Consider the following 14,319-nt stretch of genomic DNA (forward strand, 5'->3'; position numbering starts at 1 on the left):
CCGAGGTCATCGGTCGTCGACTCGCAGCATCACGCGGGCGTCGCCGGCGGTCACGACCGACCCGGTGATCAGCACACCCGCGCCCCGGTACTCGCCGGTCTCCTCGGCCAGCGCGATGGCCTGATCGATGGCGTCGTCCAGCCGGGAGATCACGTGCACGCGCTCGACGCCGAAGATCCCCTCGGCCAGCTCGCCGAGTTCCTCGGGCGGCATCGAGCGCGGGGAGGAGTTACGGGTCACGACCAGCTCCTCGACCACCGGTTCGAGGTGTTCGAGCATGCCGGCGACGTCCTTGTCCTCGGCGACGGCGACGACGCTGGTGAGCCTGGTGAACCCGAAGGCCTCGGTCAGCGTCCGCACGGTCGCCTCCATCCCCGCCGGGTTGTGCGACGCGTCGAGCAGCACGGTCGGGCCGGTCCGCACGACCTCGAGCCGCCCCGGCGAGGCCGCCTTGGCCAGGCCGGTGCGCACCAGCCGGGGATCCAGCCGACCCTCACCGCCCTCACCGCCCTCGTACGGCACCGGAGCCGCGCCCCGGGTCACCGCGTCCAGGTTCGCCTCTCCCGCGGTCGCGGCCCCGCCGGCGAAGGCCTCCACCGCGGCGAGCGCGCACGCGGCGTTGCTCGCCTGGTGCTCGCCGAACAGCGGCAGGAAGATTTCGTCATAGCCGCCGTTCAGGCCCTTGAGCGTCAGCACCTGACCGCCGACGGCCAGATCACACTCGACGACGCCGAACTCGATCCCCTCGCGGGCCACCATCGCCGGTGCCTCGGCCGCCTTCCGCAAGAGAACCTCGGCCGCGGCCAGCGGCTGCTGGGCCATGACGACGATCGAGCCCTCCTTGATGATCCCCGCCTTCTCAGCCGCGATCTCCTCGATGGTGTCGCCGAGATAGCGGGTGTGGTCGACACTGATCGGCGTCAGGACCGCCACCGCAGCGTCGACGACGTTGGTCGCGTCCCACGTGCCCCCCATGCCGACCTCGACCACGGCGACGTCGACCGGTGCGTCCGCGAAGGCGGAGAAGGCCATGGCGGTGACGACCTCGAAGAACGACAGCCGCACGCCGTGCTTGTCGTCGATCATGTCGATGTACGGCGCGATCTCCTGGTAGGCCTCGACGAACGCCTCCTCGCCGATCGGCTCTCCGTCGATCGCGATCCGCTCGCGTACCGACCGCAGCTCCGGGCTGGTGATCAGCCCGGTGCGCAGCCCCCGCTCCCTGAGCAGCGTCTCGATCATCCGCGCGGTGCTCGTCTTGCCGTTGGTGCCGGCCACGTGGATCACCGGATACGCGTGCTGCGGCGAGCCCAGGAGGTCGACCAGATCGCGAACGCGATCGATCGTCGGGTCGAGCTGCCACTCGACGCGGCGCTCGCGCAGGGCCGCTTCGACGCCCGGATAGTCAGAGACCTGTGGTTCCGTCACACTGAAAGCCTACTCACCACCGGGCGACCCGCCGGAACACCCGACCGCGCCGTACCGGCACTCGACTCTGGAAGGCAAGTCTCTGGAAGGCGAATCTCTGGAAGGCAACGTGGGCTTCGATGGCCTCGACGATGTCTCCTCCTCCGGTGCCTCCGCCTCCTGCACCCCGTCCCGCGTCTTCTTCCGCGAGTGGGACGCGAGAGCGCCCGGTGACCGGCGCAGCCTGGACCGGGCGCGCGCGCTCATCGAAGCGCTGCGGATCAACACGGCGGGCATCCCCGTGCTGACGGTCGTGGGTTCCAAGGGCAAGGGCACCGCCGCCGCGTACGCTTCGGCCGTAGTGTCCGCGGCCGGCCGGCGGGTCGTGACGATCACCAGCCCGCACTACCGCACCGTCCGGGAACGGATCCGGGTCGACGGCTCCGCCGTTTCGGCGGCCGGGCTGGCGGCACTCGCCGGGCGGATCTCCGGCGGCATGGCGCGGCTCCCGGCACCGCGGGGCGGCTACCTCGCGCCCTCCGGGCTGTTCATCGTGGCGGGCGTCCTGCACGCCCTGGACCTCGACGCTGACGCGCTCGTCGTCGAGGCCGGCCGGGGCGGCCGCTCCGACGAGGCGAGCCTCTTCCCGCCCACCGTGGCGGCGGTGACGCCGGTGTTCGAGGAGCACCTCGGCGAGCTCGGGGACTCGGTGGCCGACATCGCCCGCGACAAGGCGTCGGTCATCGGCCCGAACACCCTGGCCGTACTGTCGGCGCCGCAACGCGATGACGTTGAACCGGTGCTGCGCGCGGCAGTGGCCGAGGCCTCCGGCGGCCGAACGGCGTACGAGCCCGCACGCCCCGGCGACGTTCCGGACGTTCCGCCCGGCCCGCTGCCCGGCGGGCTTGGCGCCGCGAACGCCGAGCTCGGCTACCTCGCGGCCAGGCGCCTGCTCGAGCTCACCGGCGGCACCCGCCCGGCGGCGGAGCCCCTGCGGGCGGTGCTGTCGTCGATGTCGCTGCCCGGCCGGCTGTCCTGGCATCCGGTCCCCGAGGCACCGGTCTCGGTGCTCCTCGACCAGGCCGTGAACGGGCCGGGCGCCGCGGCGGCCCGCACCGCCGCGCGTTCCCGGGGCGGAGCCGACCATGTGCTCGTGTCGCTCTCGGACGACAAGGATCTCGACGGTGTCATCGCCGCCCTGCGCGGGCTCCCGGTCACCTTCGTCCGCCTCGACCGCCCACATCTGGGCTTCACCCGGCCGGTCCCGGCGCACTGGACCGTACTCGGCGAGCACGAGCTGACCGTCCGCGCCCTGACCCGTCTCGGTGGGCGGGTGATCGCCCTGGGCAACGTCAGTTTCGTCGCCCGCATGCTCGAACTCCTCGACGTCTCGGCGGAGCCCCTTTTCACCTTGGTCCGCCGGGTTGACCGCCATCCCAACGATCACTGACGCGCCGCGGGCCTCAGTTCTTGCGGGCGACCCCACCGACGATCCACGCGTCCTCGGCGACGGGCACACCGTCGCTCTCGTCCGGCCGCCACCGGCTGACGTAGACCAGCCCCGGATCGACCAGCTCCAGGCCGTCGAAGAAACCGAGGATGTCCGCACGGGTGCGGCGGGCGTCGCCGCTGCGCTTGAGGAAACTGCGGTAGACGTCCTGAGCCGCGTCGATGGCCTCGGGGTGATCCTCGGAGACGACATGGGACAGCGCGAGATAGCTGCCCGGCGGTATCGCGTCACGGAGCCGGGCGACGATCTCGTACGGGCGGTCGTCGTCGGCGAAGAAGTGCAGGATCGCGAAGAGCAGGATCGCCACCGGCCGGTCGAAGTCGATGTACGACCGGATGGCCGGGTTGTCCAGGATGGTGTCCGGATCGAGCAGGTCGGCGTTCACCACGATCGTCTGCCCGTTCTCGGTCAGCAACGCGCGCGCGTGCGCGAGGACGATCGGGTCGTTGTCGACATAGGCCACCCGGGCGCCGGGGGCATGGGTCCGGGCCACCTGGTGGACGTTGTTCTGGGTCGGCAGCCCGGTGCCGATGTCGACGAACTGGCGGATGCCCCGTTCGGCGAGGAAGCGTACGGCGCGGCCGAGGAAGGCGCGGTTGCGCCGGGAGATCTCGGCGATCTCCGGCGCGAGCGCGAGCAGCTTGTCGGCCGCGGCCCGGTCGACGGCGTAGTTGTCCTTGCCTCCGAGGTAGTAGTCGTACATGCGCGCGATGCTCGGCGAGGTGGTGTCGATGCCCGACGGCACCCTCTCGGTCCCGTCTGCCACGTCTGGCCCCCAAATCGCCTCTCGGACCCATCGGGCGGGGCCATGCCCTTCCCCGCCCGCGGCCGGTGCCGCCATCGCCCACCGGAACGTGATTTTCGCGGCCATGTCACGATCCGCTGTAGATCATCGCACTGTACGTCATCACGACGGGCCCGCGACACCCCAGCGTGTTCACAGAACTCCATTCCGTTTCGCCGTCGTGCCCCCCGTGTCGGGGTCGTCCCCGTCAGCCGGCGGGGAGTGACGCCAGTTGGCCCTCCAGCCGGATGATGTCGGCCTCGGCCTGTTCGAGGCGGTCGCGGTTCTTCGCGATGACCGCCTCGGGGGCCTTGGCCATGAAGGCTTCGTTGCCGAGCTTGCGCCGGGCGTGGTCCACCTCCTTGCGGGCCGCGGCCAGGTCCTTGGCCAGCCGGGCGCGTTCGGCCTTGACGTCGATGACCCCGGCGGTGTCCAGCCGCACGGTCACGGCCTCGACGACCAGCGACGCCGTCGGGACGAACTCGCCCGCGGGCTCGGTCAGGCGCAGCAGCAGGCGGACGGCCTCTTCGTGCGCCGCCAGTGGCGAGCCGGCGAACTCCAGCGCGGCCGTGACCCACTGCCCCGGCTTGAGACCCTGGTCCGACCGGAACCGGCGCACCTCGGTGACCAGACGCCGCAACGAGGTGATCTCGGCCTCCGCCGCCGTGTCGACGACCGGCTCCGTGGTCTGGGGCTCCGTGGTCTGGGGCTCCGTGGTCTGGGGCTCCGTGGTCTCGGGCTCCGTGGTCTCGGGCTCCTCGCCGGCCGGCCACGGCGCCACCACGATCGACTCCGACCCGTCAGAACCGTGCAGGGCGGTCCAGAGTTCCTCGGTGACGAACGGGGTCATCGGGTGCAGAAGCCTCAGCAGAACGTCGAGCACCTCGCCCAGCACCCGGCGGGTTGCGGCCGCCGGCGCACCGCCCTGCGCCAAGGGCACCTTGGCCAGCTCCACGTACCAGTCGCAGAACTCGTCCCAGGCGAAGTGGTAGAGCGTCTCGCACGCCTTGGCGAAGTCGTAGTTGTCGAAGTGCCGGTCGACCTCCGCCGTGACCTGCCGCAACCGGGACAGGATCCACCGGTCGGCGACGGACCGGCCGGCCGGCAGCGGGCCGTCGAGCGTCGCCCCGTTCATCAGGGCGAACCGCGCGGCATTCCACAGCTTGTTGCAGAAGTTCCGGGACCCCTGCGCCCAATCCTCGGCGACCGGCACGTCACCGCCGGGGTTCGCGCCGCGCAGCAGCGTGAAACGGGTGGCGTCGGCGCCGTACTCGTCGATCCAGTCGAGCGGGTCGATGACGTTGCCGGCCGACTTCGACATCTTCTTGCCGAACCGGTCGCGGACCATGCCGTGCAGCGCGATCTCCCTGAACGGCACCGCGCGGTCCGCCGCCTCGTCCTTCATCGCGTACAGGCCGAACATCATCATCCGGGCGACCCAGAAGAACAGGATGTCGTAGCCGGTGACCAGCACGCTGGTCGGGTAGAAGCGGCGCAGGTCGCCGGTCTCCTCGGGCCAGCCGAGGGTCGAGAAGGGCCACAGGGCCGAGGAGAACCAGGTGTCGAGCACGTCGGTGTCCTGCGTCCAGCCCTCGGGGGCCGACTCGCCCGGGCCGACACAGCGGACCTCGCCGTCCGGGCCGTACCACACCGGGATCCGGTGGCCCCACCACAGCTGCCGGCTGATGCACCAGTCGTGCATGTTGTCGACCCACGCGAAGTAGCGCGACGCCATCTCCGGCGGCTGGATGCGCACCCGCCCGTCGCGCACGGCGTCACCGGCCGCCTTGGCGAGCGGCGCGACCCGCACGAACCACTGCAGCGACACCCGGGGCTCGACCACGGTGGCGCACCGCTGGCAGTGACCCACCGCGTGCTCGTACGGGCGGACCTCCTTGACGACGCGGCCCTCCTCGCGCAGCGCCGCGACGATGGCCGGGCGCGCCTCGAACCGGTCGAGACCGAGGAACGGCCCGTGCGCGGTGATGACGCCGTGCTCGTCGATGACCGTCAGCGTGGGCAACGAGTGCCGGCGACCGATCTCGAAGTCGTTCGGATCGTGCGCCGGGGTCACCTTGACGGCACCCGTGCCGAAGGCCGGGTCGACGTGCTCGTCGGCGACGACCGGGATGCGGCGGCCGGTCAGCGGCAGCTCGACCTCACGGCCCACCATGTGCCGGTAGCGCTCGTCGTCGGGATGCACCGCGACGGCGGCGTCGCCCAGCATCGTCTCGGCGCGGGTGGTCGCCACCACGATGGAGTCGTCACCGGAGCCGTACCGGATCGAGACGAGCTCGCCCTCACGGTCCTCGTGCTCGACCTCGATGTCGGACAGCGCGGTGAGGCATCGCGGGCACCAGTTGATGATCCGCTCGGCGCGGTAGATCAGCCCATCCTCGTAGAGCCGCTTGAAGATGGTGAGGACGGCCCGGGAGAGCCCGGCGTCCATCGTGAAGCGTTCCCTGGACCAGTCGACGCTGTCGCCGAGCCGCCTCATCTGGCCGAGGATGCGGCCGCCCGACTCTTCCTTCCACTGCCACACCCGGTCGACGAACGCCTCGCGACCGAGGTCGTGCCTGGACAGGCCGTCCTTGGCGAGTTCGCGCTCGACGACGTTCTGGGTGGCGATCCCCGCGTGGTCCATGCCCGGCAGCCACAGCGTCTCGTGGCCCTGCATCCGGCGGCGGCGGATCAGCGCGTCCTGAATCGAATGATCCAGAGCGTGCCCCATGTGCAACGATCCAGTTACATTCGGAGGCGGGATCACTATGGAGAAGTGCGGGCGGGCACTGTTTCGTTCGGGGTCGGCGGTGAACAGTCCCGCCGAGATCCAGCGTTCGTAGAGTCTGCCCTCGACGTCGGCTGGAGTGTACTGACTGGACAGGTCGACGTCGGCGGCACGCTCGCCGCGATCCTTGGGCTCTTTCACGGGGGGAGATTCTACGGAGCATCCGCGCGGTGGAACGCGGCGACCCGAGAATGAGTCGAAATACAGGAGAATGTCCCCGGCGGTCGTACGGCCGTACGCAGTTTACCGCGCCGCAGATGGCAAGCCTGGCGCTGAGGAGTGACGATGAGCGGTTGGAACCCCCCACCGGGCCAGGGCGGCGGCGCGCCGTACGGCGGTGTCCCGGGGCAGGGGCAGCCCGGATACGGGCAGCAGCCGGGCGGTCAGCCCGGATACGGGCAGCAGCAGCCGGGCGGTCAGCCCGGTTATGGACAGCAGCAGCCGGGTGGCCAGCCTGGATATGGACAGCAGCAGCCGGGTGGCCAGCCTGGATATGGACAGCAGCCCGGTTACGGTCAGCCCCAGTACGGCCAGCCGGCGCCGGGGCCGTACGGGCAGCCGCCGTACCCGCCGCGCAAGTCCAACACGGGTCTGATCGTCGGACTCGTCGGCGGCGCCATGGCGCTGGTCGTGCTGCTGGTGGTCGTCGGCGTGGTCCTCGCGTCGAGCGGCAAGGAATACCAGGTCAGCACGCCCTCAATGGCCGGTGGACTGGCGCGTGACCCGTCGGGAGAGGGCTCGTACGGCCAGACCGCCAGCCTGATGCGAACGCAGATGCGGAGCGCGACGAACAACAAGGTCTCCGACGTCAGGAGCGCCGTCTACGGCACCAGCTCCGATCGCTACCTCTTCATCGGCGGCAACGGAGACCTCGGCAGCCCCAGCGCCTTCATGCAGGGAGTCCGGTCGGCCGCCGGCAGCAGCGGTTCGACCTCCACATCGGTCAGCGAGGTCGACAGCGGCGGGGACGGCAAGGCCGCCTGCTCCACGACGAGCGCCAACCTGCCGTCGTCCGGGACCTACTCGATCGCGATGTGCTTCTGGGCCACCGAGACCACATTCGGGATGATCATGCCGATCCCGAACACGTCGTCGCAGCTCACGACCCCCCGCAGCAAGTCCAGCACCGAGGTCGCGTCGCTCATGCGCCGCATGCGCGCCGACATCGAGACCGAGAAGTAGCCGAGCGGCCGGCTCGTACGAACGACAGAACCGCACCGTCCCTTCCGAGAGAGGGATGGTGCGGTTCTCTGTTCAGCGGCTCAGGTGCCGAAGGCGGCGCGGATGACGGGTCAGGCGGACTTCTCGCGAGGCTCCCGCTTGGTGCGCTCGCGCGGCACCAGTGTCGGGTTCACGTGCTCGAGCACCGCCTCGCGGGTGATGACCACGCGGGCGACGTCGACCCGGCTCGGCACCTCGTACATCACCGAGAGGAGTACCTCCTCGAGGATCGCCCGCAGACCACGGGCGCCCGTGCCGCGCAGGATCGCCTGGTCGGCGATCGCCTCGAGGGCGTCGTCGGTGAAGTCCAGGTCCACCCCGTCGAGCTCGAACAGCCGGTGGTACTGCTTCACCAGCGCGTTCTTGGGCTCGGTGAGGATGCTGATCAATGCGTCGCGGTCGAGGTTGTGCACGTTGGTGATGATCGGGAGCCGACCCACGAACTCGGGGATCATCCCGAACTTCAGCAGGTCCTCGGGCATCACGTCGGCGAAGAGGTCGGCCGTGTCCTCGAACTCGGTCTTCGAGCGGATCACGGCACCGAAGCCCATGCCCTGCTTGCCGACCCGGGACTCGACGATCTTCTCCAGTCCGGCGAACGCGCCACCGCAGATGAACAGGACGTTCGTCGTGTCGATCTGGATGAACTCCTGATGCGGGTGCTTGCGCCCGCCCTGTGGCGGCACCGAGGCGGTGGTGCCCTCAAGGATCTTCAGCAGGGCCTGCTGCACGCCCTCACCCGAGACGTCACGAGTGATCGACGGGTTTTCGCTCTTACGAGCGATCTTGTCGACCTCGTCGATGTAGATGATCCCGGTCTCGGCCTTCTTGACGTCGTAGTCGGCCGCCTGGATCAGCTTCAGCAGGATGTTCTCCACATCCTCGCCGACGTAACCCGCCTCGGTCAGCGCCGTCGCGTCGGCGATCGCGAACGGCACGTTGAGCAGCTTGGCCAGCGTCTGCGCGAGCAGGGTCTTGCCCGAGCCCGTCGGGCCCAGCAGCAGGATGTTGGACTTGGCCAACTCGACCGCGTCGTCTCTGCCGTCTCCGGACTGGATCCGCTTGTAGTGGTTGTAGACGGCGACCGACAGTGCCTTCTTGGCCGTCTCCTGCCCGATGACGTAGGAGTCGAGGAACTCGTAGATCTCCCGCGGTTTGGGCAGGTTGTCCCACTTCAGATCGGAGGTCTCGGAGAGCTCCTCCTCGATGATCTCGTTGCAGAGATCGATGCACTCGTCGCAGATGTACACGCCCGGACCCGCGATGAGCTTCTTGACCTGCTTCTGGCTCTTTCCACAGAACGAGCACTTGAGCAGGTCACCACCGTCGCCGATGCGTGCCACCCAACTGTCTCCTTTTCGTGGGGCCGCCCGTCTTGAGTTGCGGCGCGGTCCTTCGCTTCAAAAGGCTCTCGACGTCGGCTTCGACGTTACCGTCTTCGAGGCACCAGGAAAGCCCCTCGTTGGCAAGTATGTCGGCGAGGCCTGGGGAGAACCCCGGGATCCGCCGTCTTACGACGACACTACCTCGGCGCGGCGTTTCCTGCTCACGAAGACGTCGTCGACCAAGCCGTACTCCTTGGCCTCCTCGGCCGTCAGGATCTTGTCACGCTCGATGTCCTTGCGGACCTGGTCGATCTTCTGTCCGCTGTGCCGGGCCAGGATGTCCTCGAGCTGTTCCCGGATCCGCATGATCTCGCGGGCCTGGATCTCGATGTCGCTGGACTGGCCGTACGAGCCCTCGGTGGCCGGCTGGTGGATCAGGATCCGCGAGTGCGGCAGCGCCGCCCGCTTGCCCGGCGTGCCGGCGGCGAGGAGTACGGCCGCGGCCGACGCGGCCTGGCCGATGCACACCGTCTGGATGTCGGGCTTGACGAACTGCATCGTGTCGTAGATCGCCGTCATGGCGGTGAACGAGCCGCCCGGCGAGTTGATGTAGATGCTGATGTCGCGGTCCGGGTCGATCGACTCCAGCGTCAGCAACTGGGCCATCACGTCGTTGGCCGACGCGTCGTCGATCTGGACCCCGAGGAAGATGATCCGCTCCTCGAAGAGCTTGTTGTACGGGTTCATCTCCTTGACCCCGTACGTGGTGCGCTCGACGAAAGAGGGGATGATGTATCGGCTCTCGACTGGCATGGCCGCACCGCCGATCTGGATGCCGGGCCGGATCAGGTCGCTCACTTCAATGCCTCCGCTATGTCGCAGGTGAATCAGGAGACCGGGCCCTCGGAGGGCACCTGCGTGGCACTGCGCACCACGTGGTCCACGAACCCGTAGTCCTGGGCCTCCTCGGCCGTGAACCAGCGGTCGCGGTCGGAGTCCCGCTCGATCTGGTCGACGGGCTGCCCCGTGTGGAACGCGATCCGGTCGGCGAGCGTCCGCTTCACGTACAGCATCTGCTCGGCCTGGATCTTGATGTCGGAGGCGGTGCCCCCGATGCCGCCGGACGGCTGGTGCATCATGATCCGCGCGTGCGGCAGGGCGTAACGCTTGCCCGTCGCGCCGGCGCAGAGCAGGAACTGCCCCATCGACGCGGCCAGGCCCATGCCCACGGTGGCGACGTCGTTCGGGACGTACTGCATGATGTCGTAGATCGCCATGCCGGCGGTCACCGAGCCGCCGGGCGAGTTGATGTAGAGGTAGATGTCGCGCTTGCCGTCCTCGGCCGAGAGCAGCAGCAGCTCGGCGCAGATGCGGTTGGCGATATCGTCGTCGACCTGCTGGCCCAGGAAGATGATGCGCTCACGCAGCAGCCGCTGGAACAACTGGTCGCCGAGCGGCAACAGGGGCGCCTCGGCCACCCGGGACACGATGCGCGTCGGGTCGTCGAACGTCGGAGGGATGCTCACCGGTTCCTCCGGTCTGTATCGGGTCGGATGATTGGACATTAACGCGCTCCACAGACCGCTCAAGCCGGTGGAGCCGGGTTTTCGCTCGGGGCGTACCGTGTTTGATCGCCGCGCCCGCGGCACGCCCGCGGCCGGGACGCGTTCGGGCCGGCACCGACCCGCTGGGGGTGGCACCGGCCCGTGGTGTCGCCGTCGACGGCGTCGCCGTCAGGATGCGGCCGCGCTGAAGATCAGGCGTCCTTGGTCTTGGCCTCGTCGGCCTTGTCGGCATCATCGGCCTCGTCCGCGGGCTTGGCGTCGTCCCCGGAGGCGGCGGCGGCCTCGGCCGTGTCGTCGGCCCCGGCCGCGTCGTCGCCGGTATCGTCGCCGGTCTCCTCGACGGTCTCGCCGCCGAGTTCGCGCTGGATCGTGTCAGCGTCGAGCTCGTTGCCCGACTCGTCAACGATCTTCACGTTCTCGACCAGGACGTTGAGCGACTTGGTGCGCAGTACCTCGGACACGAGGGCGGGAAGCTGCCCGCTCTCGGTGAGGTGCTGGGCGAGCTGCTGCGGCTGCATCCCGATCTGCATGGCCTGCGTGACGACGTACTCGCTGAGCTCCTCGTTCTCGACGTTCAGCTCCTCCTGGAGGGCGAGCTGGTCGAGCACGAAGCCACCCTTGACCGCCTGGCGCGCCGCCTCGGCGATCTCGGTGTCGAACTCCTCCTCGGACTTCTCCTCCTCCTGGAGGTAGGCCTCCTTGGTGAGCCCGGCGTACTGGAGCTGCTGCTCGAGCTGCTCGTTGCGGCGGGTGATCTCGCCCTCGATGACGCCGTCGGGCAGCGGGATGTCGATCTTCTCGAGGAGTGCCTCGAGGGCCTTGTCCCGTGCCTGCGCCAGCTGCTGTCCGCGCTTCTGGCGCTCCAGGCGCTTGCGGACGTCGGCACGCAGCTCGCCGATCGTGTCGAACTCGCTCGCCAGCTGGGCGAACTCGTCGTCGAGCTCGGGCAGCTCTTTGATCTTGACACTGTGCACGGTGACGGTGACCTCGGCCTCCTCGCCCTCGTGCTCACCGCCCGCGAGCGTGCTCGTGAAGGTCTTGGACTCCTCCGCGCTCATTCCGGCGAGGGCCTCGTCGAGTCCCTCGATGGAGGACTTGCTGCCCACCTCGTAGGAGTAGCCGGTGGTGCGCGCGTCCTCGACGTCCTCGCCGTCGATCTGGGCGGCCAGGTCGATGGACACGAAGTCGCCGTTCTCGGCCGGGCGGCTCGCAGCGGTCAGCGCGGCGAACCGCTCACGCAGGTTGCCGATGGTCTCCTCGACCTCGTCCGGCGTGACCACCGCGTCGTCGACGACCACCTCGAGATCCTTGAAGTCCGGCACCTCGAACTTGGGCCGGATGTCGACCTCGGCGGTGAAGGCGAACTCCTTGCCGTCGTCGAGGTTGGTGATCTCGACGTCCGGCTGACCGAGGACGAAGACCTCGGACTCCTCGACGGCCCGCCCATAGAGCTCCGGCAGGGCGTCGTTGACGGCCTCCTGTAGCACCGCTCCCCTGCCGACGTACTGGTCGATCAGCCGGGCCGGCACCTTGCCAGGACGGAAGCCCTTGAGCCGCACCTGCTTCGAGAGCTCTTTGTACGCCTTGTCGAGGTTGGGCTTGAGCTCGTCGAACGGCACCTCGACGGTGAGCTTGACACGCGTCGCGGTCAGCTCCTCAACATCGGTCTTCACTGGGGTAGGTCTCCTTGATCCAGCGTGATCGCGGCGCCGTCTGCTAACAGCCACGGGCTTCCGGCCGCATCCTCAGCCTGGCGCGGGCACGCGCAATGAGCAGCGCCGCACGCCTTCGCCCGTCAAGTCTATGGGGTTCCGGCAGCGCGCGCGTACGCACTGCCGGTTGTACCCCTCGTGGCGTCGCGCGGCACCCGGCCGGACGGCTCGACAGCCGGATGCCTCATGCCGGAGAAGCGGGATGCCTCAGAAGTTCGAGATGACCTCCTGGAACACCTCGCGGATGCTGTTGGCGTCCGAGGCGTCGTAGGCGGCCCCTTCAGTGGCCTGGGCGATCTGCCGCAGCACGTTCTGATCGGCGTTGGCGCCGTACCCGATGGTGAAGACGCGGACCGCCTCGCCGTCCTTGTTGGACAGCTTGCCGAGCAGCGTGTCGAGGTCGAGCCCGCCCTGCCGCTCGTTCTGGCCGTCGGTGAGGACGACCACGGCGTTGATCGAGTCCTCCTTCCGGCCGGCCCGCATCGTGTCGTACGCCGCGGCCGTGGTGTTGTACAGGCCGGTGGCGCCGCTCAGGGTCATCTGGTTCAGCGCGGTCCGCATCGAAGCGCGGTGGGCGGCGTCCATCGATGCCACCGGTACGAGCTGCCTCCAGTCCTGCTGGCCGTCCAGTTGCGCGGAGAACATCCACAGCCCGACCTCGTCGTGGCCGCGGAACTCACCGAGCGACTCGGCCGCGGCCGCCTTGGCCAGGTCGCCCTTCGACTTGCCGGTGCCGGCGACCTCCTCCCGCATCGACCCCGACCGGTCCACGACGAGCAGCACCTTCGCGGGCTTGCGCAGCTCCGCCCAGGTCTCGAGCACCGAATCGAGCACACCCGGCTGCGGCACCGTGAGCATGGTCGTGGGCTGGTCGCGCAGCAGCCCGTTCGCCTGGGTGGCCTGCTCTCCGGGGCGCCCCTGATGGTCACGGTAGCCATGCCGCTGGAACAGCTTCTGCGACCTCTCACCGTGCAGATAGGTGAGGAACGCGTCCGAGGCCCGCTTCTTCGCCGGGTCGAGCCCGTTCATCGGCACGTACGGATGGTCGGAGAGGATCGTGCCCTCTTTGGGGTAGATCGCGACCAACGGGATCTTGGGCTTGGCATGTTTGCCGAGCTGGCTTGGATCCAGGGTGGGGTTGCCCTGGTTGTAGGCCCAGACGAAGTCCTCTTCGATGGTGATGGCGGAGATGTACGACAGGGCCTCGCCCCGGTCGTCGGCCCGCTGAAGGTTGGTCAGGAATGTCAGCGCCGTGTCGCCGTAGTGCACGATCGAGCGCTCGATATTGCGCACGAAGGCCTGGTTCTTGGGGTTGGCGATGTCGTCTCTGCCGAGGTCGCTGGTGGTACCTGTGATCGCGAAGTAGGCGCCGACGGTGGCGTTGAGCCCGGAGGTCGACAGATTCGGGTTGGTCTTGCCGAGCCGGAACTCGCCCCACTCCGGGTGGCCGTACGCGGCCCAGCCCTTGGGATCGGTGGCCAGTTTGGCCAGGTCACTCCAGCCGATCGCCTTGCCCGGCCAGCCGAGGACCTGTGCCATCGGCTTGGGCATGGCGATCGTCAGCGGTGTGGTCATGATCGGCTGCGGGGTGCCGTCGGCGACCGGCGGGGCCTTGTCGAGGGCCTGGACGCGCTGGCGCAGGAGCGTGATCCAGACACTCGACGCCGGGCTCCACACGTCCGGGCGCGGGCCGTCGACCGACTCGTCCCAGCCGCGGGCGAGCGCCTGCATCGCGGTGCCCGAGTTCTTCGAGTCCACCGTGACCTTGACGCACTTGCCGTCGACGCTGGCCTGCTTGCCGAACTCGTCCGCCGCCTTCTGCAGCAGGCCCACCTTGTCCTGCGACGCGGCCATGCGCAGGCGGACTGCGCCGTCGCAGTCGCTCTGCGCGCCGCGTGAGCACCCGCTGAGCACCGACACGAACGCGACGACGACGAGAAGCGCCGAGATACGGCGGCGCCCGCTGTTCCCCGAACCCAGCAGGTCCACATGTCCTCCTACGACCTA

At 69.1% G+C, this 14,319-nt stretch carries 10 protein-coding genes; 2 read left to right on the top strand and 8 right to left on the bottom strand.

All coding sequences use genetic code 11. The features are described 5' to 3' along the window. Window positions 1-6: 6 nt before the first annotated feature. Window positions 7-1,428, bottom strand: a complete 1,422-nt coding sequence (locus tag HKK74_RS34875) for a bifunctional folylpolyglutamate synthase/dihydrofolate synthase (RefSeq protein ID WP_187247687.1) — start codon at window positions 1,426-1,428, stop codon at window positions 7-9. A gap of 109 nt (window positions 1,429-1,537) precedes the next feature. Between HKK74_RS34875 and HKK74_RS34880 the strand changes: the two genes are divergently transcribed. Beyond that, window positions 1,538-2,857 (top strand): folylpolyglutamate synthase family protein, encoded by a 1,320-nt coding sequence (locus HKK74_RS34880; protein ID WP_187247688.1) that lies wholly within the window; start codon window positions 1,538-1,540, stop codon window positions 2,855-2,857. A gap of 13 nt (window positions 2,858-2,870) precedes the next feature. Here HKK74_RS34880 and HKK74_RS34885 read toward each other — a convergent pair whose 3' ends face one another. Beyond that, a complete protein-coding gene (locus HKK74_RS34885; protein ID WP_312882084.1) occupies window positions 2,871-3,683 on the bottom strand; it encodes an SAM-dependent methyltransferase in 813 nt (270 codons plus the stop codon). Window positions 3,684-3,909: 226 nt separating this feature from the next. Next, a complete protein-coding gene (locus HKK74_RS34890) occupies window positions 3,910-6,630 on the bottom strand; it encodes a valine--tRNA ligase (protein ID WP_187247689.1) in 2,721 nt (906 codons plus the stop codon). Between the two features lie 144 nt (window positions 6,631-6,774). Between HKK74_RS34890 and HKK74_RS34895 the strand changes: the two genes are divergently transcribed. Beyond that, complete coding sequence (locus HKK74_RS34895) at window positions 6,775-7,671, top strand: hypothetical protein (RefSeq protein WP_187247690.1); 897 nt, start codon at window positions 6,775-6,777, stop codon at window positions 7,669-7,671. Between the two features lie 110 nt (window positions 7,672-7,781). Here the strand turns inward: HKK74_RS34895 and clpX are convergent, their stop codons facing one another. The 5 genes from clpX to HKK74_RS34920 all read right to left on the bottom strand — a co-directional run bounded on the left by clpX (window position 7,782) and on the right by HKK74_RS34920 (window position 14,301). Next, window positions 7,782-9,053: an ATP-dependent Clp protease ATP-binding subunit ClpX gene (clpX, locus tag HKK74_RS34900; RefSeq protein WP_187247691.1), complete on the bottom strand. Its 1,272-nt coding sequence runs from the start codon at window positions 9,051-9,053 to the stop codon at window positions 7,782-7,784. A 168-nt stretch (window positions 9,054-9,221) separates the two neighbouring features. Continuing rightward, a complete protein-coding gene (locus HKK74_RS34905; protein ID WP_187247704.1) occupies window positions 9,222-9,848 on the bottom strand; it encodes an ATP-dependent Clp protease proteolytic subunit in 627 nt (208 codons plus the stop codon). Between the two features lie 74 nt (window positions 9,849-9,922). Continuing rightward, window positions 9,923-10,561 (bottom strand): ATP-dependent Clp protease proteolytic subunit, encoded by a 639-nt coding sequence (locus HKK74_RS34910; RefSeq protein WP_312882085.1) that lies wholly within the window; start codon window positions 10,559-10,561, stop codon window positions 9,923-9,925. A 230-nt stretch (window positions 10,562-10,791) separates the two neighbouring features. Next, window positions 10,792-12,273 carry a trigger factor gene (gene tig, locus HKK74_RS34915; protein WP_187247692.1) on the bottom strand — a complete coding sequence of 494 codons (1,482 nt, stop codon included), beginning with the start codon at window positions 12,271-12,273 and terminating at the stop codon, window positions 10,792-10,794. A 246-nt stretch (window positions 12,274-12,519) separates the two neighbouring features. Beyond that, window positions 12,520-14,301, bottom strand: a complete 1,782-nt coding sequence (locus HKK74_RS34920) for a substrate-binding and VWA domain-containing protein (protein ID WP_312882086.1) — start codon at window positions 14,299-14,301, stop codon at window positions 12,520-12,522. Window positions 14,302-14,319 lie beyond the last annotated feature (18 nt).

The sequence above is a fragment of the Actinomadura alba genome (genome assembly GCF_014323705.1).
Lineage (GTDB): Bacteria > Actinomycetota > Actinomycetes > Streptosporangiales > Streptosporangiaceae > Actinomadura_C > Actinomadura_C alba.

Excerpts from the sequence above, each read along its gene's own strand:
- HKK74_RS34895 (WP_187247690.1), top strand. The coding sequence starts at position 6,775 with ATGAGCGGTTGGAACCCCCCACCGGGCCAGGGCGGCGGCGCGCCGTAC.
- HKK74_RS34905 (WP_187247704.1), bottom strand. The coding sequence starts at position 9,848 with ATGCCAGTCGAGAGCCGATACATCATCCCCTCTTTCGTCGAGCGCACC.